18 protein-coding genes, 1 other RNA gene and 2 pseudogenes are annotated in these 18,486 nt (G+C 63.0%); 9 read left to right on the top strand and 12 right to left on the bottom strand.

Annotation, left to right across the window (positions count from 1 at the left end; genetic code table 11):
- Positions 1-57: 57 nt before the first annotated feature.
- From VC212_RS19980 to VC212_RS19970, 3 genes and pseudogenes are all read right to left on the bottom strand, one after another.
- Positions 58-207 (bottom strand): annotated as a pseudogene (locus VC212_RS19980) (leucine zipper domain-containing protein); the annotation flags it as partial.
- A gap of 82 nt (positions 208-289) precedes the next feature.
- Complete coding sequence (locus VC212_RS19975) at positions 290-868, bottom strand: SMI1/KNR4 family protein (RefSeq protein ID WP_323526720.1); 579 nt, start codon at positions 866-868, stop codon at positions 290-292.
- A gap of 145 nt (positions 869-1,013) precedes the next feature.
- Positions 1,014-1,850: a restriction endonuclease gene (locus VC212_RS19970; protein ID WP_323526719.1), complete on the bottom strand. Its 837-nt coding sequence runs from the start codon at positions 1,848-1,850 to the stop codon at positions 1,014-1,016.
- Positions 1,851-2,686: 836 nt separating this feature from the next.
- Between VC212_RS19970 and VC212_RS19965 the strand changes: the two genes are divergently transcribed.
- Together VC212_RS19965 and VC212_RS19960 are read left to right on the top strand one after the other, a co-directional pair.
- Positions 2,687-3,757, top strand: coding sequence for a pectate lyase (locus tag VC212_RS19965; protein ID WP_323526718.1), 1,071 nt, complete (start codon positions 2,687-2,689; stop codon positions 3,755-3,757).
- A gap of 243 nt (positions 3,758-4,000) precedes the next feature.
- Complete coding sequence (locus VC212_RS19960; protein ID WP_323526716.1) at positions 4,001-4,897, top strand: pseudouridine synthase; 897 nt, start codon at positions 4,001-4,003, stop codon at positions 4,895-4,897.
- 24 nt (positions 4,898-4,921) lie between these two features.
- On the opposite strand, the gene VC212_RS19955 is transcribed toward VC212_RS19960, so the two are convergent.
- A complete protein-coding gene (locus tag VC212_RS19955; protein WP_115552350.1) occupies positions 4,922-5,167 on the bottom strand; it encodes a helix-turn-helix transcriptional regulator in 246 nt (81 codons plus the stop codon).
- A 111-nt stretch (positions 5,168-5,278) separates the two neighbouring features.
- On the opposite strand from VC212_RS19955, the gene VC212_RS19950 reads away from it, so the two are divergent.
- Entirely contained in the window at positions 5,279-5,560 is a 282-nt protein-coding gene (locus VC212_RS19950) for a hypothetical protein (RefSeq protein ID WP_323526715.1), read from the top strand.
- Between the two features lie 53 nt (positions 5,561-5,613).
- Here the strand turns inward: VC212_RS19950 and VC212_RS19945 are convergent, their stop codons facing one another.
- The 3 genes from VC212_RS19945 to VC212_RS19935 form a co-directional block, all read right to left on the bottom strand.
- A complete protein-coding gene (locus VC212_RS19945) occupies positions 5,614-6,930 on the bottom strand; it encodes an XVIPCD domain-containing protein (RefSeq protein WP_323526714.1) in 1,317 nt (438 codons plus the stop codon).
- 28 nt (positions 6,931-6,958) lie between these two features.
- Positions 6,959-7,717 carry a hypothetical protein gene (locus VC212_RS19940; RefSeq protein WP_161964576.1) on the bottom strand — a complete coding sequence of 253 codons (759 nt, stop codon included), beginning with the start codon at positions 7,715-7,717 and terminating at the stop codon, positions 6,959-6,961.
- A gap of 205 nt (positions 7,718-7,922) precedes the next feature.
- A complete protein-coding gene (locus VC212_RS19935) occupies positions 7,923-8,354 on the bottom strand; it encodes a hypothetical protein (RefSeq protein WP_193552864.1) in 432 nt (143 codons plus the stop codon).
- Between the two features lie 231 nt (positions 8,355-8,585).
- Here VC212_RS19935 and VC212_RS19930 point away from each other — a divergent pair, with 231 nt between their 5' ends.
- Positions 8,586-8,987: an antitoxin Xre/MbcA/ParS toxin-binding domain-containing protein gene (locus VC212_RS19930; protein WP_055852415.1), complete on the top strand. Its 402-nt coding sequence runs from the start codon at positions 8,586-8,588 to the stop codon at positions 8,985-8,987.
- Positions 8,988-9,358: 371 nt separating this feature from the next.
- Here VC212_RS19930 and VC212_RS19925 read toward each other — a convergent pair whose 3' ends face one another.
- Positions 9,359-10,966: an alpha/beta hydrolase-fold protein gene (locus tag VC212_RS19925; protein WP_323526712.1), complete on the bottom strand. Its 1,608-nt coding sequence runs from the start codon at positions 10,964-10,966 to the stop codon at positions 9,359-9,361.
- 663 nt (positions 10,967-11,629) lie between these two features.
- On the opposite strand from VC212_RS19925, the gene VC212_RS19920 reads away from it, so the two are divergent.
- Positions 11,630-12,136 carry a hypothetical protein gene (locus tag VC212_RS19920; RefSeq protein ID WP_323526788.1) on the top strand — a complete coding sequence of 169 codons (507 nt, stop codon included), beginning with the start codon at positions 11,630-11,632 and terminating at the stop codon, positions 12,134-12,136.
- 101 nt (positions 12,137-12,237) lie between these two features.
- Positions 12,238-12,314, top strand: a non-coding RNA gene (locus tag VC212_RS19915) — sX9 sRNA.
- A gap of 129 nt (positions 12,315-12,443) precedes the next feature.
- Here the strand turns inward: VC212_RS19915 and VC212_RS19910 are convergent.
- Together VC212_RS19910 and VC212_RS19905 are read right to left on the bottom strand one after the other, a co-directional pair.
- On the bottom strand, positions 12,444-13,556 hold the full coding sequence (locus VC212_RS19910; RefSeq protein ID WP_323526711.1) for a type II toxin-antitoxin system RelE/ParE family toxin: 1,113 nt from the start codon (positions 13,554-13,556) through the stop codon (positions 12,444-12,446).
- Positions 13,543-13,749: a hypothetical protein gene (locus VC212_RS19905; RefSeq protein ID WP_055852407.1), complete on the bottom strand. Its 207-nt coding sequence runs from the start codon at positions 13,747-13,749 to the stop codon at positions 13,543-13,545. Before VC212_RS19905 ends, VC212_RS19910 begins: the two co-directional genes overlap by 14 nt.
- Before the next feature lie 249 nt (positions 13,750-13,998).
- Here VC212_RS19905 and VC212_RS19900 point away from each other — a divergent pair, with 249 nt between their 5' ends.
- Positions 13,999-14,523 (top strand): hypothetical protein, encoded by a 525-nt coding sequence (locus VC212_RS19900; protein ID WP_323526710.1) that lies wholly within the window; start codon positions 13,999-14,001, stop codon positions 14,521-14,523.
- 31 nt (positions 14,524-14,554) lie between these two features.
- On the opposite strand, the gene VC212_RS19895 is transcribed toward VC212_RS19900, so the two are convergent.
- Positions 14,555-15,820 (bottom strand): phospholipase D-like domain-containing protein, encoded by a 1,266-nt coding sequence (locus VC212_RS19895; protein WP_161964561.1) that lies wholly within the window; start codon positions 15,818-15,820, stop codon positions 14,555-14,557.
- Positions 15,821-15,988: 168 nt separating this feature from the next.
- A complete protein-coding gene (locus tag VC212_RS19890; RefSeq protein ID WP_323526709.1) occupies positions 15,989-16,537 on the bottom strand; it encodes an RNA 2'-phosphotransferase in 549 nt (182 codons plus the stop codon).
- 141 nt (positions 16,538-16,678) lie between these two features.
- On the opposite strand from VC212_RS19890, the pseudogene VC212_RS19885 reads away from it, so the two are divergent.
- Positions 16,679-16,886 (top strand): annotated as a pseudogene (locus VC212_RS19885) (YdeI/OmpD-associated family protein); the annotation flags it as partial.
- Between the two features lie 194 nt (positions 16,887-17,080).
- Complete coding sequence (locus VC212_RS19880) at positions 17,081-18,442, top strand: MFS transporter (protein WP_055852391.1); 1,362 nt, start codon at positions 17,081-17,083, stop codon at positions 18,440-18,442.
- Positions 18,443-18,486: the final 44 nt, after the last annotated feature.

Genomic DNA, 18,486 nt, shown 5'->3' with positions numbered 1-18,486 from the left:
CCGTTCCTGGTGCTGAGAGCGAGAGGAGCGGCCATGCATGCCGGTCTCTCACAGGAGGCGGTAGCGCGCCAGCCACTGACAGGCTGTGCGCACGCTCACGCCGCTTGCCCGGGCCGCATCTTCGGGACGCAGACCCTCCACGAGAATACGCTTGGCCAACAGGGCTCGATCTCGCGGCGTCAAGCGGGCATGTTTATGTAGGTTCATCCGGATTCTTGAGACTGAGTTGGTAGGGTAACTCCCATCTTCCTGATCGGCCCCGGATGAACTACCTACTGAGAGATGACAGCTAGCGCACCGTAACCTTTGGATATCTCGCTTTCAGTTCCTCTAGTGTTCCAACGCCAGCCATAAATTCTGTAAAATTTTCGCCGACTAGGGCGACATTATTCCAGTCATAATCCGCGCTCCCAAATGTCTTTTTCTTCAGATCCGAAATATAATAAATCCTGCCGAAGCTTTCTGGTCTCAAATCTATTAGAAATGTACAATAATTATCGTAATTTGTCGCAATCATATGTGCGGGGATGCGCGGCCCGACATTGTTAAGTGTTTGATGCGGTTTCGATAAAACTTTCGTTGCCCCTATAGTGTGTCTTGCGCTAGAAATCATGCCAAAATCGGCATCAATGATCTCCTTTCCGGGATACTGGCAGTGAAAGTATCGGACGCCAGTCTTGACCGATCCAGAGACATCTCCATATTCTAAAAGAAAGCTTTTATAATCTAGAGGTAGAGTTCCGCCAGCCAGAGCTTCGAGCTCTTGAACCGCAGCAGGGTCCGGTGATAGATGAAACTCAGGGTTTGCATCTTTGATGAGCAACCAATTCTGATATAGCCCGGGATTAACAGTCTTCAAATCAAACATGGTATCTCAAAAAATATGTCTTCGATGGATCGAAACCCGTATTGGGCGACGTTATTGTGTATTGATCTGTCTAAAGTAAAACGGAATCAGATTCTGAGGTATCCCTAGGTTTAGACCACCAGCGGTAAAACGGTGTCAGGGTCACTCAAGCAGTTCCTCTGCACGTCGGAAACTGGCTGCATCCGAGAAAGTTCTCGCTGGTGCGCCGGTTCCTTCTCTGCACAAGCGCGCTGCCACAGCGCGGGCAGCTTGGTGTGGCGATAGTTGTAGAGGCAGTGGACTCAGTGGAAGCGAAGATAGGTTCGACGCGCGCTGCTTGTGGTGTCGGTTGCGCTGCAGCGTGTAGTTGCACCGCTCGTATCATCCCCAACAGTTGCTCTCCGCCAATCAATTCAATCGGCTTGCCTTGGGCGAAGTGCTCTGCATCGTTGGTGTAGCTGCCGATACAGACGATCTTGACCGCGTCAGCCTGGTGATGGGCGAGCAGGCCGAACATTTCGCGTACGACGCTGACGCCGACCTGTTGGCGCTTCCACTGTTTGCATTGCACCAGCGTATGGCGTCCGTCCTTGCGCAGGATCAGGTCGATGCCGCCGTCGGGGCCGCCCAGGCCGGTTTCTTCGACGCTATAGCCTTGTCGGCGAAAGGCCTCGCCCACCAGCTGTTCGAACTGGCGCCACCCGCCGGCCGCCAAGCTCTCCAGCGTTGTGCGTGTTTCCAGAAAGCGTCGCCGGCTGCGTGTGCCGAGGTAGGAGAACAACGCGGCGAGCCAGCAGATGCCGAGCAGCATCCACGCCAAGGGCGCGAACATGCCATTCGATTGCTGGGCAATGCCTTGCGACAGCATCCCGCCGTGCTGAGAGAACCACCAGGCGATGCCGTAGCGCACTGCGAGATACGCGGCGATTCCCGCAACGAAGGCGGCTGGCCACGGCAATGCGGCCAACGCTTCAAACCCGCTCTGTTTCTTTCTGCGTCCCATGCAAGAACCCCCGTTCCAAGTTCGACCATAGCTGCTGAGACGTGTTTTGTCAGCAGAGCGCTGCTGCCAATGCGAACAATGGTCCATCAACGATCTGCGCGATGCAGGCGGTCGAAGAAACACTAAATTTGTCAACAAAAGCTTGAGCTCGCTTATGCGTCTGACTGCGCTCTTGCGCATGTAGGTATGGGATGCGACCAATCCGGTGCAGTCGATCTTGGTGTGAGCGTTGTCTGCCAACGCATCGTATGGGTATGGCTCGAACCTCTTCCTCCGCGATCGGAGAGAGAGACATCCTGCAGAGAGAATCGGCACGGCAACGCGCGATCCCATTGCATGAAGCGGCTGTCGACGCCACGCCCAAAGCCAGCGTCGGCAAGTTGTAAGCAGACAGTCTTCGACGTGTCTTTTTTTTGACGCCGTACACGTCCCAACAGCGCGCGTTGCGATGCACTTGCTGTGCGTTTTGCGCAATGTCTTCAACGTTGTCCCAATGGCTCGCGTGACATGCGTCGGCGCATTGTGGATTTGTGTGCATGCCATCACCCGCGATGGGTTCGCTGCGCAGCAAAACGCAACACACGCGCAATTTATAAGTGAATAGTCGTTTGCGGTTGAGTCTGTTTTGCTAGATTTCGCCCGCCATCGCGGCACCCTGCAATAACAGCGGTGTTGCCGATGGCCAGCATGCCTGCCGCCTTCGTCTTGCGACGTGCGTGCGGCAGGCAATCTCTTGCATGCGTCATGGGGACAACATGAAGATCGAATCGAGCAAGACTCTTGCGCGAAGTGGGATGCTGCGCGCCGTTTGTGGTGCGTGCCTGTGTGTGGCGAGCATGGCGGCGTCGGCCGATCCTGCACGTGAGGTGGCCAGCACCGGGTGGGCAACGCAAAATGGTGGGACACGTGGCGGCAGCGCGGCGGCGCTGGCAGATACGTTCGTGGTCGCCGATGCCGATGCGCTCAGGACGGCGTTGCGCGCACCGGTCGGTGCGGGCGGACGCCTGATCTATGTGCAAGGCGTCATCGACGTCAGTGGCGGTGTGGCCTATGCCACCAAGGCCGAAATGAAGCAGCGCGCGCGCCTGGAGATTCCCGCCAAAACTACGCTGATCGGGGTGGGAGCCGATGCCTGGATCATCGAAGGCTATCTGCTGGTCAAGAGCAATGACGTGATCCTGCGCAACCTCAACATCGAAAACCCTTGGGATCCGGAGCCGCTGTGGGATCCGACCGACGGCAAGCTGGGTAACTGGAATTCAGAGTTCGATGGCCTGACCATCGACGGTGCCAGCAATGTATGGATCGACCATATGGTGTTCACCGATGGACGCCGGCTGGATGATCGCAACGAAGTCGCCAATGGCCGCCATGTGCAGCATCACGATGGCGCGCTGGACGTCAAGAATGGTGCCAACTACGTGACCATCTCGCACACGTTCTTCGATCACCACGAGAAGAACACGCTGATTGGCTCCACCGACAAGACCGACCGTGGCGATGTGGGCAAGTTGAAGGTCACCATCCACGATTCGCTGTTCAACGCGGTGGCATCACGCGGCCCGCGTGGGCGTTATGGCCAGATCCACCTGTTCAACAATCTGCACCTGGGCGACAAGGCCGATCCGGACTATCCGTTCAACTATGCGCATGGTGTGGCGATCCAGTCGGCGATTCTGTCGGAGAACAACACCTTCCTGGTGGGCGGCGCCAGTGGCTGCAAGGATGTGGTGCAGGACATCGGTGGCGGCAGGTATGTCGATCGTGGTTCGCAGGTCAACGGCGTGCCCATGGTCTGCACGCTCAACACGGCGATCGGCTGGAAGCCGCCGTATGCGTACGCGCTGCTGCCGACGTCGGAGGTGCCAGCCGCAGTGCTGGCAGACGTAGGAACCGGGCTGCTGTAGCGGCATGCGGCGCAGGCACGGGCCTGCGCCGCATGCATGGTGTCGATGCATGCGTCGGGATGAGCGCGCGCCACATGCAGGCCAGCAAGCCAGGCGGCAGGGGATGCGTTGTCCACCAACGCGCCGCTTGAAGATCGCTTGGGAATCGCATTCCCTGATCAGTGAGGCAGGCACGTTGCAGTGATAGTCGGTGCGGCAAGGTACGATCCCATTCAATTGTTTGAATGCGCTGCTGCCGTCGCCATGTCCGCTTCCCGCCCGACCCTTGATGGCATTCCTGCCAGCCAGTTTCAACTGCCGTCCGGCCCGTGGCACACGGTGCTGCAGGCGCTATGTGCGTGCTTTCCTGGCGTGGCGGCTGAGACGTGGCGCGACCGCTTCGCGCGTGGACGCGTGTTGGATGACCAGCAGCGGGCATTGGATATCGCCACGCCGTATCGGCTTGGCGCGGAGATCTACTATTTTCGCGAAGTCGCGGACGAGCCGATCATCAGGGCAACGGAAACGGTGGTGCACGCCGACGCACACGTGGTCGTTGCCTGCAAGCCGCACTTCCTGCCCGTGGTGCCGGCCGGTGCGTACGTGCGTCAGACGCTGTTGACCCGGTTGGTGCAGCGCCTGGATAACCCGGCGCTTGTACCGTTGCACCGCATCGACCGCGATACCGCCGGGCTGGTGTTGTTCTCAGCCAACCCGGCCACGCGCGGGATCTATCAGGCGCTATTCCGCGAGCGACGCATTCGCAAGCACTATCTGGCGGTGGCACCGCCGCTGCCGGGACTGACGTTTCCGTATGTGCATCGCAGCCGACTCGAACCGGGCGAGCCGTTCTTTCGCATGCGCGAGTGCGTGGGCGAACCGAATAGCGAGACGGTGATCGATGTGGTTGCGCGCGGCGCAGACGCGTGGACATACCGACTGGAGCCGGTCACCGGGCGCAAGCATCAGTTACGCGTGCATATGGCCGCGCTGGGCGCACCGATCCTGCATGACCGCTTCTATCCCGATCTGGAAGACCAGCGGCCAGATGAACCAGAACGGCCGTTGCAGCTGTTCGCGCAGACGCTGGCATTCGATGACCCGATTACGGGGGAGCCGAGACACTTCACCGCGACGGTCGCGCCGAACAGTCATGAGTGACCCAACAAGCGCTGGTTCGACGCGTTATTTCAGTTCCTTCTCGAAATCGCTAACGAACTTCGTCAGTGAGGTTCCGCAGGCGTTGCAGAAGTCGCGTAACTGGAGAAGATCCATCCGGCGACTGCCTCGCTCGACGTCACTCACATACGACTGTGGACGCTCAAGTGCTGTGCTCAAGGCAACCTGCGTCAACCCAGCGGAGAGGCGAAGCTCGCGCAGTTGCTGTAGCAGAATGTCGTAATGGTCTTTGTGGATCGACTTGATTGGCATGGCGGCAACGTTGATAGGCCGCACTGAAGCTATATCCCCTTTTCAAATATCTGAAAAAGGGATAAATTTGGCATGCGGACATCTTGTCCGCTCACGTCGAGGACGGATGCCATGACGACTTCGAAAACCCGCAAAACCGCCATGCTACGGACGCAGCAAGAGCCCTTTACGTTCGGCGTCACCGTCGCGCAGATCGATCAGTTCCACACGCTGCTGCGCACGATCACTGCGCAGAGCGACATGGTGGCGGTGTGCAGCGGTAGGTCATTGGATGCCACCAGTCTGTCGGTGCTGGGCGAGAACATTTTCAATGCCGCACGCGCGGTGCGCGTGGTCGTCGACCAGATCCACGCGCAGCGGCTGGACGATTGCAGGGCCGATCCACTCGGCTGACGGGGGACTGCAGGACGTCGGTGCGCTGCGGGTATCGGCGCCGATCACCAGCATTAACCGGCCAGCGTGCGTGCGCCGTGGCTCGGGGCGTCCTGCTGCTGCGCCAACGTCTGTGCGGTCTGCAACTGCTGCTGACGCTGGTCGACTTGCGCCAGCTCGCGGAACGAGGTTTCCACCGGTGTCGCAACTGCTTGTTCGGTCGGCATGTGCGCGCGCAGGTGGGCGGGGTCCTTTGGATCGCCTTGGACGACGAACACGTTTTGACCGGCTTGTGTGTTGCCGTTGGTCGTGCTCAGCAGCACGTGGTCCACGCGTTGTAGCCCATTGGCTGCCGCAAGCGTGGTCAGGCTAGCTTTCATACAGGCGCTGCTTTGGTCCGGCTGCCGCCCGAGGTGTTGGTCCAGCGCGTCCACCCCTGCACTGCATTGTTGGTGCAAGGCAAACCGAGGGTGGCCCGGTTGGTCGGGTGTCGCCGCCGCCAGTGCAACCGGTTCGGTCGTGTTGGCAGGTACATGTTCGGAGAGCAGATACGGGCTGCGTACGATCGGTAGGTGGCGGTACGGGTCATCGGGATGAAAATTGCCGCGTAGTTCCTGACGCTCCAGGCGAAGTTGCCGTGTTTCGTTGAGGTCACGAAGTTGTTTTGCATCGTGAATCGGCTGGTAAGACGGCTGATCACCGACGGAGGTGATGTTGGTCCATTCGCCGGAGCGCCTGTCATAGACCGCATGGAAATTCTCGGCCCCAATGCGGTCTGGATCGGTGTTGGGCAGTGCCTGCGTTGCCAGCGTTCTTGCCATGCCCATACGCGACATGTACGACGCCGCATCTAGCGCTTCGTCGTTATAGGTGTGCGCAGTGTCCCAGCTGGTTGCGCGCATACGCGACAGGCCAAGCGCACTGTTGTCCAACATCATTGTCCAGGCTTTCTCCGCCTCGCCCTCGCCGCCGTGGCGCCGCGCTGCTTGCAGAAACTCGCGCGGTGTCCAGCCGTTGGGGTCGATCTGGTGCGACTGGAATGTACGGTCATGTACATCTTGTACATCTCGAACGGGAAGGTTGAGTGCAAGATCCGGATGCCCGGCATCCAGCTGACTCCGACGTTCGCCCAGATCGCGCCGCATGAGCTCGACGCCAAACTGGTTCCACTGCCGCTCGCTCATACGCACGTCTCCGTCGCGTGCGCGGTTGTCGGCAAAAATGTTTGCGGTCGCTCCAGGCGCGTTGTCGTTGCGCACCACACCTAACGCAAGCAGGCCGTAGCCGTCGTTGCCCTCTTTGTGGGCGAGGTAGTTCCAATACAGCTCCCGATTCTCTTCGCGCGCATAGGCAGAAAGAATCCGAAGATCGTCTTGCGTCAGTCCTGGCATGCATCAACTCCTTGTTGCCAGCCGGCGCTCAAGTGCCGGCTGGGGCGGCCATAAATTCTTGCAGTGCGTTTCGTGCGCGGTCCTGGATCTTCTTCCAGTCCTTCAAGGCAACACGCACGTAGTCGATCTCTACGGCGACCTTCAGTTCTGGAATGACAAAGATGTGCTCGCAGCCGGGAAGTTCACGCTCGGCGCTACGGACAAGCTTGCCTGCGCGGTGCTCCACGCCCGACTGCTCGACCTCGCGGGACGTGCACTTGATGATGGTGTCGATGTTCCCTTGTGCATCGCGGCTCACATACCAATCCTTGTAGTAGCTTGCGTCCATGATGGAATTGGACGGTTTCAGCCCTTGCGCTAGATAGTGCTCGCGGTACGCAGCGACGTTGGCGTAGTAAGGCGTGAGCCCATCTTTTTCCTCGCCCCTGATGCGGGTGTTGATATCCGCTTCGGGCGTGTCCTGTTCTGTGCCGTCCGGGGTGTACTGCCGCTGCAGGAAAGTGTCGGGGGTAACCCGGTCGAGATAGCGGTAGCCAATGTTGACGGTGCGGGTGGCCACATCCAGTTTCAGATGTGCGCGCTCGCCGGGAGCAAACGCGTCGAGATCCGGATACTCCAAATACAGCCCAAAGCTGCCATCGAAGTTCGGCCCCATCTGGTCATCGAAGTAATTGGCGGGAATATGCAGCTTGTATGGGCCCAGGCATGCTTCCATCACCGGCGGCGGCTGGGTGCCGGGGTCTTGCGGGCCGCCACGTTGCCTCACGCACCCTTGTTCGTTGGTCATGGTGCTGGCGCCTTTTTGTGGTGCGCTGCAGCCCGGGATGGAAAAGCCCAATGCCATGAGCGCAAGGCCGGCCAGGGCCAATGGGTGTCTCATGCATCCTCCTGTGCAGCGTGCTGGAGTCGAGTCCAGGCAGAGCCCGGACTGCAAGCGACGGCGTTGCGTTGCGTGCAGCCGGACGAATCGGTACCGCGACCGCGCGTCAGCCTCAACGCACCTTGTACAACACCGCCGCACCCGGCCGTGGCTCGAACATCGGCACGGTCTGCTGCTTGAGCGCGGTGCCCTTGGCGTCCCACACCAGCGTTTCGACCGGGTAGTCGTCCTTGCGGGTCATCGTGTCGATCTGCTTGACGATCACGGTCTTGCCGGCGGGCACTTCCGGGTTCCAGGCGAACACGCCCAGGCGGCCATAGAACACGGCCGGGGCGGTGGCATCCAGGCGACGGTCGGGGCACATCACCAGGCCACGCTCCAGCATCACGCGCAGCGCGCCGACGGGCACGGCCTTGACGGTGGGGCTGGTGCGCTCGGTGCTGTGGCCGGGGCAGACATTGGCCGAGCGGGTGATCATGTCTTCGGCGACTTGCCGGTCGGATTGGGCCAGCGCCGGCACGGCGGTGGCGGACAGGGCAAGCAGGGCAACGGCGGACTTCCAGTTCATCGGCGACTCCTCATGAGATGACACTCCAGAAACGGCGGCCCGGGTCACCCGGCGCCACCAGCAACGCGCCCAGATGCTAGCAAGGCGGTTGTTAAAGACTGCCGATGGCAATGCCGGCTGACTGACGCAGCGGATGTCGGGAGACTCCTGATTGAGCGCGGTCAGCCGCACCGTTAGCGTGCGCGCTAGACACTGCCGGACTGCACCGTGGAACGCGCCGACCTGATTGACTCACTGCTCATTGGCATGCGCCGGGCCGAAGCCCTGCGCGCGCAGCCGTCCAGCTACAGCACGGCGCACAGCGCGCAGATGGCGGTCGATCACGGCAAGGCCGCCGACGCCGAGCTGGTGCTGTCGCTGTTCAAATTCAGCCCGGAGCATCTCAAGTTGCTGGGCGGTGCCGGAATCGAGGCGCTGGGCGAGATCGTGTGCCACGCCTGGGCACTGCACGGCGGCAATAACGAGGCGCTGATCCGCTGGTTTCGCGAGCCGATGAATGCGCTGGATGGCCAGACCCCCGCCGCATTGGTCCGCTCCGGCAGTCTCAAGGTGCTGCTGCTGGTATTGCGCCAGCAGATGGAGTGGGAGCTGCCCAAGCGCTCGGCGTGAGCAGCTGAGAAACCGACTGTACTCACCGCATGGCGGGTTGGCCGGTGCTCGGTGCGCGCGTGCACACCGGTGATGGGCGCGTCACCTGACGACTGCTCGCGACGTGTTGTTAGCTGCTCTCAGTGGCGAGAGCGAAGATGCGCGCGGTGTGGTCAATGCCACGCATCGTGCGTGTCTTGCACAACACGTTGGCGCAGTGCATCGCGATGCGCAGGTGCGTTGCTGCACGTAGCAGCCCTGCATGCAGTTGCACGAGCGCGCTGCTGCGCCGTGCGGTGTTGCACCGCAGGCGCAGATATCGCGTTAATCAGCCGCGTGAAACCCTCGCGCACACCGCCGGGAAGCCACGCGGCGGCGGTGCAGTGGCGCACTTACTGCTTCGGTCGCGCCACTGCGTACATTTCCGACGCGATCTTCTTCATCAGGGCGTTGCCGTCGTCGCCTTCCTTGTACAGGTCGAAGTGGCTGCGGCCTTCCAGATAGCGGAAGTCGCTCTTGGCGCCCAGGCCGTCCAGCACCGACTGGAATTTATGCGCCGCGCCGTCCAGGTAGAACGTGTCGGCGGTGCCGACAATCAGGTGAATCTTGCCGTCCAGGTCCGGCTTGAGCGTGGGCCACTGCGCGGCCACGCGGGCGGCAATGTCGTAATGCGTGCGCCAGTAGGCCGCCACGGCCGGGTCGACCTTGCCGGTGTCGCGGTCGAACATCGGCACCGGGCGGCCGTCGGCGCCGCGCGGGGAGAATACCCATTCGAATGAGGTGAGCTGGCCGCCGTACGGGCCGAGCACGCGTTCGAGCTTGGCGAAGGTTTCCAGCTCGGCCACCACCTTGCCCCCATCGCGGACCAGGGGGAACTGGCTGCCGTCGGGGCGCCGGTAGACGTTGGCATTGGGCGCGTACAGATCCGGGCCGGTGAAGTCGCGGAAGTCGCTGGAATCGGGCGAGGTGGACCAGGTGCCGCCGAACAGTTTGGGGTAGCGCGTCTGCAGCCACAGCGTGGCCCAGCCGCCGGAGGAGTGCCCGGTCAAGAATCGGCCGCTGGCCTTGCCGTCCATCTTGTACTGGCGCTCCAGTGCCGGGATCAGCTCTTCGGTCAGTGCGGTGCCCCAGGGGCCGTTGTTGACCGAGTCGGCGAACTCGTGGGTGCCGGTGGGCGTGGCCTGATCCAGGAACACCCAGATCATCGGCGGCATCTGCTTGGCCGCCATCGCGCTCCAGGTGGTGGCGATGCTGCCGGCAAAGCGGTTGTAGTTGCCGCCGAAGCCGTGGGTGACATACACGGTGGGGTAGCGCGTGCGGGCCTTGGCGTCATAGCCGGGTGGGGTGAGCACGCGTGCGCGCAGCGAGACCGGCCGGCCCCAGAACGCACTCAGCGACGGGCTGACCATCGAGGCATCGGTGGTGTGCAGCTTGGCCTCGGGCACGGCATCGCGCACAGCCTGCGGTGCGCGTGGCGAGACCTGCCACGGGTCGTCCGAGACGGGCACTTTTGTGCTCAGCGTCAGTGCCGGCAGCGCTGCGCCTTTGCCCAGGGTGACCGCCGTCACCGCGCTCAGCAGGTCGCCGCCATCGCGGCCGCTGTAGCCATAGCTGTGGTCCGGGTCCAGCACGGCCTGGAACAGATAGGCACCGGCCGGCAGCGCAGAAAACCCGTTCGGGTAGGCGATGTTGTCCAGATCGATCTGCACGCTGGCCCCCGGCGCAAGCCCGGCAACCTCCTGTGCGGCCACCGTGGTGGCACTGGGACGGAACGGGTTGGTATCCACCGCCTCCACCTTGCCGTCCTTGGCCTGCGCCTGCGCGTCCTTGGCCAGGGTGGCAAACACCAGCAGCCGCCCGGAGACGGGCTGGTCGGCGGCGCCGCCCAGGGTGACGCGCAGCAGGCGATGCGCGGCTACCGGCTCGGCGGCGTGCGCGGCGCAGGCGCACAGCAGGCCAACGGCCAGCCCAAGGCGAGGTGCAAGACGATGCATGGACATGCGGATCCTTTGAGACGCTGATGGACGGAGTAGGCGTGGTGGCCCTGGGCGGACTGTAGCCAGTTTGCAGCGGGCTGCGGGCTCTGAGTGCGATGTCAGGTCAACGGATCCGATCTGCCTGCCCTGTGACCCTGTCCGGCCGCGCTGGTCAGCGTCGGCAACCGGGTGGCCTGACTGGAGTGCACGCAGGTTGCGGCGTGCAGTGATTCCATCGCTACGGTCGTGGGTTTTCGGTATCGGTGGATCACTGAGATTGGAAACAGATCCGACCTTCTGTCGGGTTGAAAATAGGCGATGCATCACGCATCGAAGTTAATGAGACGATTTGTCGGGTTGTGAAACGACCGCTCTCCAAGATCGCTATATCAAGCGTTTCTCATCGTGCCGAGTGACATATTCGCTAGAGCATGCGTTGGCGAGAATCGTGAGATCGAGATTGGAATCAAACGAGAACGTAAACCGACGGTTTTTGTTTGGATGGCTGAGTGAGACATGTCACCTGTGCGGGATGCGCAGGGAACGTCGGGATGAACATGTTCGTCATGCCAGGTAACGCCGCCAATGCGCGTCCAGTGCCATTAACCCGCTTCAGACTCAGGAGTTTTCGATATGCATCAAACACTCAGCCTTTCTCGCCAACTCGCCGCATGCAGCGCGTTACTGCTGACGACAGCCGTGTGCATGGAAGCGGCTATGGCGGCGCCGGTCAGCAACACCGAGCGGGTCACTTTGACCCATGTCTTCGCCACGCTGCAGAGCGGGCAGGAAGACAAGAAGCCGGAAGACATTGCCGCATGTCGCAAGCAGGTTGCGGCGCCGAGTTCCAAGTATCTGGGAATGGTGGTCACCACCACGTATTCCATCGATGCGCAGTCCCTGATCATGACCGCCTCGTCGTCGCTTCCCTCGCCCGTCGTGACACAGCCGCTGATGCTGACGGTGCCGCTGTCCCCGTTGGGGTTGTCTGGCGAGTATGCCTTCGGCGCGTTTCGCCCGAGCGCGTTGCCCAATACCTACGTGCTGTTTTCGACCGGGCTGAATTTCAAAGGCCCCAAGTCATCGGTACTCGTCCTCAACAGCGACAAGCCCTATAACTGCCTAGTCACCAGCGATCCGGCGCCGTTCACTGGAAAACTGGGCACCCAGCTGGGCAAAGACCAGGGGCGCTGATCTGCGCGACGTGCGAATTGCCGCCGAACGCGCTGACTAAGGGCAGCTAACAACCCTACGGTGCTCACCGCCAGGCGGGCGCGGCCGGTGCTCGGTGCGGCATGTACCACGCGTACATTCCGGTTCTGAGCGCGCCGTCCACACTCACCTGACGATTGCCCGCTACGTTGTGTTAGCCGCTCTAAATGGTCGGCGCGTTCGGTTGCGGTGTGCTGGCGATGGGCAACGCTGCCGCGGTTTTCGGTGAGCGTTTCTGGAGCACAGCGGGATTGCATGCCGACATGTGCGGCAGACACAGATCCAGGCATCACCGATACGGCCCCGGCCCGCGCCAGACCGGCTCGCCCTGGCGGTAGACCTCCATCATGTTGATGACCTCGCGGGCGTCGCCGATGTTTTTCAATTCCGGCGAATCCGGCGGCAGCAGGCGGCATTTGCTGGAGCCGCGTTTGAGCGCGACATCCAGCGGGCAGACCATGCGTTGCTGGGTGCCGGGCAGAATGATGGCGATCTCCTGCATGCCCTGTTCCTTCCACGCGCGCAGCTGGGTTTCGCTGCGCACGTCGTAATAAACCTGGAAGCCGCCGATATCCATGCTGGGCTGGGCATTGCTGCGGTCGCGGCGGCGGCCTTCGCTGATGGTGGGCGTGTTGGCGCTGCCGTCTTCGGCGGCATCGGCCGGTTCGTCGAGCATGCCCGGTGGGCGGCCGGTCCAGGTTTCGGGGCGGCGCTGCGGCGGCGATGACGGTTCGGCCGGCGGTTGCGGCGGGGTGGGGCGCTGCACCGGTTGTGCACGGCGCTGCTCGGCCAGGCTGCCGCGGCGGGTGTTGCCTTGCGGCGGCACCGGGTTCTTGGCGTTCTGGACCAGCGTGGATTGCAGCGGCGAGGCGGCCGGCGGCGGCTGCACCGGCGCAGGGGTCTGCGAGGGCGGTGTGGGCGTCGGGGAGGGCGTGGGTTGCTGCGGCTGATCGGTGTCGCCGACAAAATCCACCTTGGTGCGGCCACCGCTGGCCGAGCCTTGCGGCGGGGTCATGCTGGGGGTGGAGGCGGACAGCAGGATCAGCAGCATCAGCACATGCAGCAGCGCGCTGATCAGCGCGGCGATCCACGGCTCGATACGTTCGATCAGCGGTTCGCTGCGAGGCAGCCAGTCGCTGGGGTCCAGATGGACGTGCAGCAGTTGCAGCGCGTCGTCGCGCACGCGGTAAACCAGCACGTAGGGCGTGTGCTTGACCACCCACTCGCGGGTACCGGGCACGCGGCCGGCGTGGCCACGCCCGGGCTGCTCGGCCAGGGTGCGGGTGGCGTCCAGCACATGCCGCGCCATCGCCGCGGCAATGGTCGGGTTGAGCGCGTGGTAGTGATCCTGGGCGTGGGCGAGCTGCTTGGCGGCCGGGACGGTCCAGTCACGCCGCAACATCAACGCCCCATCTGGCGAACAGTGCGGTGACCTGGGCCGGTGCGGTGATGGCGCCCTGGTCGGCTGCGGCAATCCCGTCCAGCACCGCGGCCTGGAAGCTGGCCGCCCCCACGACGCGCACCACGTCCTGCCAGTCTGCCGTGTCGGGCAGCGTATCGATCAACGTCTGGGCGTGGTGCTTGATGGCGGACATGGCACTGCGGTGGGGGAGTACTGCCGGCAAGTCTACCGCCGCGGCCTTGATCCGCGTGTGGCAATGGCTGGCGTGCGCGTGTGCGGCGTTCACCGGAGGCAATGGCACCGGCGATCGGGAGCGCGACGCACCCAGGAGCCGGCCGCCGTGAGGTACGCCGCCGGCCGCAGAAAGTGACACTTGGCACCTTGTTCGCGGTACCGGCGGGTTTCATCCTGCAGCCGTCACTGCACCCACACAGGATTGGTCATGCCCGCTGCTGCCATCGCACCGTTTACCCCATACCTGTCGATGGCGGCCATCGCCTTTATTTACTACCGGCGCATCCGCCGCAGCTTCGGTCGCCAGCAGTGGAAGCCGGTGGGCACTGCGGTGCGCGCGGCCGTGCTGGTCATCGCCGCCGCCGCACTGGCGTTTGCGGTCTACGGATTACCGCAGGTGCGGCTGGGCGTTGCGCTGGGAACGGCGGCCGGCATCGGGCTGGGCGCAGTGTCGCTGCGTTACACGCATGCCGAATGGGTGGACGGCCGCGGCTGGTACACGCCCAATCCATGGATCGGCGGCGCGTTGATGCTGGTGCTGCTGGGCCGGCTGGCCTGGCGCTGGGGCGCCGGTGCTTTCAGCGAGGGTGCGGCCGCTGCCGGGTCGCAGGCCAGCCCGCTGACCTTGGGGATTGCCGCCGCACTGGTGCTGTATTCGCTGGTGCACGTGGGCGGGGTGTGGTGGCGCCTGCGCCAGCTGCGGTTGCAGGCCGCGGCTTCCGCAGTTGGGTGAGCGGGTGCGGTGCAGCATCGGTGACGCCGCATCACACCTGCGAACGGAACGGGAACACCAGCTTTTCGCCCAGCTTCTGCCGCAGCGGCCGCGCCCGCCAGCGTTCCAGCGTGTACTGCTCGGCGCGTTGCAGGTCGCGATCGAAGACCTCGGTCATGCGCGCGGCCAGCGTGGCGTCGTAGACATTCAGGCTGGCCTCGTCGTTGAGGCGGAACGAGCGGATGTCGAAGTTGGTCGAGCCCACCGACACCAGCAAGGTGTCGATGATCAGCAGTTTGGTGTGCAGCATGGTGGGCCGGTACTCGTGGATCTCGATGCCGGCCTGCAGTAGCGGCTCCCAGCTGGCCTTGGACGCCAGCCGCACCGACACCGCATCGATATGTTTGCCCGGCAGCAGCACGCGGATCTTGACGCCACGGCTGCGCGCCTCCAGCAGCGAGCGGGTGATCAGCGCATCCGGCACGAAGTACGCCGCGGCCAGATCGATGGACGTGCGTGCCGCGGCAATGGCGATCAGATACATCAGGTGCATGCTCTCGCTGCCGCCGGCCGGCGAGGCCACGAACAGCTGCGCATCGCTGTCGCCGGCTGGCGCCAGCTGCGGGTAGTACTCGGCGCCGTTGAGCACGCGGCCGGTGGTCTTGATCCAGTTGTCGTTGAAGGCGGCCTGCACCTGCGCCACCACCGGGCCTTCGATGCGGTAATGCGAGTCGCGCCAATGCTCCGGATCCTGCGCATCGCCCATCCATTGATCGGCCACGCCCACACCGCCGGTAAAGCCGATGCGGCCATCGATCACCAGCAACTTGCGATGGGTGCGGTTGTTGACGCGGTGCAGGTTGTACCAGGTGAGGGGACGGTAACGGTGCACTTCCACGCCGGCATCGGTCATCTCTTCGACCAGCGACGGATCCATCTTCAGACTGCCGCCCCAATCGATGGTGACGCGCACCTTGACGCCGGCCCGCGCGCGCTCGGACAGCGCCTCGCTGAACTCGCGGCCGATCTCGCCCGACCAGTAGATGTAGGTTTCGAAGGTGATGGTGTGCTGCGCACCGCGAATGGCGGCCAGCATCGCCGGAAAGATCTCGTGGCCGTTCTGCAGCACCTGGATCTTGTTGCCGGGCAGGATCGCTGGCCCCAGCAACACCGACATCTCACGTTTGAACTGCGGGTCCGAAACGTCGTAGCAATGGCTCGGAATATGCTCAAGCTTCTTCTCAGGTGTGGCGAAGTTGAGCAGCAGCAGCCCCACCAGCAAGGTGATGACGACGGTGGCCACGATGATCCATGTCATGCATCCAACTCCGATTCCCCTACCACTGCGGCCACAAGCGGCCGGCATTCTGCCAAGGCGCGCGGCATGGGGGTTGTGAAGGCAGGCGCGTGCGCTGCGCTGCGAGGCACTGCCGTGGTGCCGTGCCACATACCGCTGCGCGTGGCGGCAGTTGCCGGCCTGCGTGCGTCAGCTGGCCTGGGTCAGAAACGCTACCGGTACTGCGTCGATGAGCCACACGCCATTGTCGGCCTCAAAAAACCGCAGGCCCTGGTCATGCATCTGTCCGGCCTGGACGATCAGCAAGACCGGCGTGCCATAGCGGGCGCCCACGTGCATGGCGGTCTGCGGATCGGCGGACAGATGCACATGGTGGCGTTGGCCCGGGCGCAGGCCTTCGCGCAGGATCGCGTCGAGAAACCGCGTGGCGGTGCCGTGGTATAGCAGCGTCGGCGGTGTCTTTCCCACGTGCGCAAGCGCCACGCTCGCCGTCGAATGACCCTGCACTGCACGGATGCGCAGGCCGTCGGCAGACAGCGCAAAGCGCTGCTTGTCGCTGCTGGAGACCACCGCGCCGATCAACTCCGCATCCAGCGCCTTGCCGTGGGCATTGGCTGCCGCAATCAACGCGTCGATGTCTGCCCAGCCGTCGCGACCCAGCGTCAGCCCGATGGATTCCGGTGCATGCCGCAAGACGTAGCTGAGGAATTTACTGGTCTCGGTGTGATGCTTGCTCATGGTGATTGCGCTGGACGATCCGTGTGCCCCGGACGCTGGAGTTTACAGGTGGGGATGGAGGTGGCTGCCTGAGCGCCTGGCAGGCGCGTTTGCTGCTGCGGTTCGGCGGTGCGTCCGTTTCTGGTACAGCGTCCGTGCTTCCCAAACGCACGGGCCACCTGGGACGCCATCACCGCAGTGGAGCGACCGGATCTTTTGGATCACCTCGGGCAAGAAGGCCGACACGCGGATCAAGCGCATTGCCACTGCCTGCGACATGCTCGCCTCCGGCAAGCGGCGTGCGTGCTGTTTCGACGGGTCGGGGATGTACAGCAAATCGCTTGCGGCGCCAACGCCGAAAGCGGACTGAAGCGCTAAGACGACATCCAGTGCACGTCGGTGTGGAAGGACACAAGTGCACGCTCCGCGTTGGCTCCCGCCCGCTCGCAAACCGGACGGACTAGCCGCTTCCACGGCGGCTGCCTATGCGCCGAAATGCTTACATGCGTCACACAAGTGCGCACCTATACTCCCAGGCTGCCCCACCGAAGAGGTTCTGACCGCATGAGCGCACCCCCATCGTCTCCGATCGCCGCCGGTTCTGGCGCAGCACCCGGTAGCCTTCGCCGCTCGGTGTCCAATACGCTCAAGGGATCGGCCGGCAACCTGGTCGAGTGGTACGACGTCTACGTCTACTCGGTATTTGCCACCTATTTCGAATCGCAGTTCTTTTCCAAGGAAGACAAGAACGCCACGATGTTCGTGTGGGCGATCTTTGCGATGACGTTTTTGATGCGGCCGATCGGTGCGTGGTACTTCGGTCGCTTTGCCGACCGCTACGGCCGGCGGTTGGCGTTGACGATCTCGGTGTCGATGATGGCGCTGTGCTCGTTCGTGATCGCGGTGACGCCGACGGTGGCCACCATTGGTATTGCCGCGCCGATCATCCTGTTGTTGGCGCGCCTGGTGCAGGGCTTTGCGACCGGTGGCGAATACGGCACCAGCGCGACCTACATGTCCGAGGCGGCGATTCCGGGCCGACGCGGGTTCTTGTCGTCGTTCCATTACGTGACCCTGGTGGGCGGGCACGTGCTGGCGCAGACCACCTTGCTGGTGATGCTGCACTTCTTCGATGCCTCGCAAGTGTCCGAATGGGGCTGGCGTGTGGCGTTCGGCCTGGGCGGTATCGGTGCGCTGGTGGTGTTCTGGTTGCGTCAGACCATGGACGAATCGCTGAGCTCTGAATCCATCGCCGATTCGCGCACCGGCAAGGCCAAGGCGTCCGGCTCGATGCGCGAGCTGTTCGTCAATCAGTGGCGTCCGCTGTTGCTGTGCTTCTTGATCACTGCCGGCGGCACCATCGCGTTCTACACCTATTCGGTGACCGGCCCGAAGATGATCCAGACCGCGTTCGCCGGTGGCGACGTGATGGCCGGCACCATCATCAACCTGGTTGCGCTGACGGTGCTGATGCTGATGCAGCCGGTGGGCGGTTGGCTGTCGGATATCGTGGGGCGCAAGACCTTGCTGGTGTTCTTCGGCATCGGCGGCGTGCTGTACACCTGGTTCCTGGTGACCGAGCTACCCAAGCAGACCGACTGGTTGACCGCATTTGCGATCCTCACCGTGGGCTTTGTGATCCTGACCGGCTACACCTCGATCAATGCGGTGGTGAAGGCGGAATTGTTCCCCACCCATGTGCGCGCGCTGGGCGTTGGCCTCGGCTATGCGCTGGCGAACTCCGCGTTTGGTGGCACCGCGCCGTTGCTGTATCAGGCCTCGTTGAAGACCGGGCACGTGAGCGAGTTTGTGATCTACGCAACCGCGGTGATTGCGGTGTCGTTGGTGGTGTACATGTTCTTCCTGACCAACAAGGGCAGCAACTGGCTGGATGACGAAGCGGCGATGCGTCAGCGCAAGCGGTGATGTGTTGATGCAACCGCAAGCTTGATAGCTAGCTCCCTTCTCCC

The sequence above is a fragment of the Xanthomonas sp. WHRI 8932A genome (assembly GCF_035012785.1).
Lineage (GTDB): Bacteria > Pseudomonadota > Gammaproteobacteria > Xanthomonadales > Xanthomonadaceae > Xanthomonas.
The sequence above is the reverse complement of the archived record's forward strand: the minus strand, read 5'-3'. Positions and strand labels throughout refer to the sequence as shown.

Excerpts from the sequence above, each read along its gene's own strand:
- VC212_RS19975 (WP_323526720.1), bottom strand. The coding sequence starts at position 868 with ATGTTTGATTTGAAGACTGTTAATCCCGGGCTATATCAGAATTGGTTG.
- VC212_RS19970 (WP_323526719.1), bottom strand. The coding sequence starts at position 1,850 with ATGGGACGCAGAAAGAAACAGAGCGGGTTTGAAGCGTTGGCCGCATTG.
- VC212_RS19965 (WP_323526718.1), top strand. The coding sequence starts at position 2,687 with ATGGCGGCGTCGGCCGATCCTGCACGTGAGGTGGCCAGCACCGGGTGG.
- VC212_RS19960 (WP_323526716.1), top strand. The coding sequence starts at position 4,001 with ATGTCCGCTTCCCGCCCGACCCTTGATGGCATTCCTGCCAGCCAGTTT.
- VC212_RS19955 (WP_115552350.1), bottom strand. The coding sequence starts at position 5,167 with ATGCCAATCAAGTCGATCCACAAAGACCATTACGACATTCTGCTACAG.
- VC212_RS19950 (WP_323526715.1), top strand. The coding sequence starts at position 5,279 with ATGACGACTTCGAAAACCCGCAAAACCGCCATGCTACGGACGCAGCAA.
- VC212_RS19945 (WP_323526714.1), bottom strand. The coding sequence starts at position 6,930 with ATGCCAGGACTGACGCAAGACGATCTTCGGATTCTTTCTGCCTATGCG.
- VC212_RS19940 (WP_161964576.1), bottom strand. The coding sequence starts at position 7,717 with ATGACCAACGAACAAGGGTGCGTGAGGCAACGTGGCGGCCCGCAAGAC.
- VC212_RS19925 (WP_323526712.1), bottom strand. The coding sequence starts at position 10,966 with ATGTCCATGCATCGTCTTGCACCTCGCCTTGGGCTGGCCGTTGGCCTG.
- VC212_RS19910 (WP_323526711.1), bottom strand. The coding sequence starts at position 13,556 with ATGTTGCGGCGTGACTGGACCGTCCCGGCCGCCAAGCAGCTCGCCCAC.
- VC212_RS19905 (WP_055852407.1), bottom strand. The coding sequence starts at position 13,749 with ATGTCCGCCATCAAGCACCACGCCCAGACGTTGATCGATACGCTGCCC.
- VC212_RS19900 (WP_323526710.1), top strand. The coding sequence starts at position 13,999 with ATGCCCGCTGCTGCCATCGCACCGTTTACCCCATACCTGTCGATGGCG.
- VC212_RS19895 (WP_161964561.1), bottom strand. The coding sequence starts at position 15,820 with ATGACATGGATCATCGTGGCCACCGTCGTCATCACCTTGCTGGTGGGG.
- VC212_RS19890 (WP_323526709.1), bottom strand. The coding sequence starts at position 16,537 with ATGAGCAAGCATCACACCGAGACCAGTAAATTCCTCAGCTACGTCTTG.
- VC212_RS19880 (WP_055852391.1), top strand. The coding sequence starts at position 17,081 with ATGAGCGCACCCCCATCGTCTCCGATCGCCGCCGGTTCTGGCGCAGCA.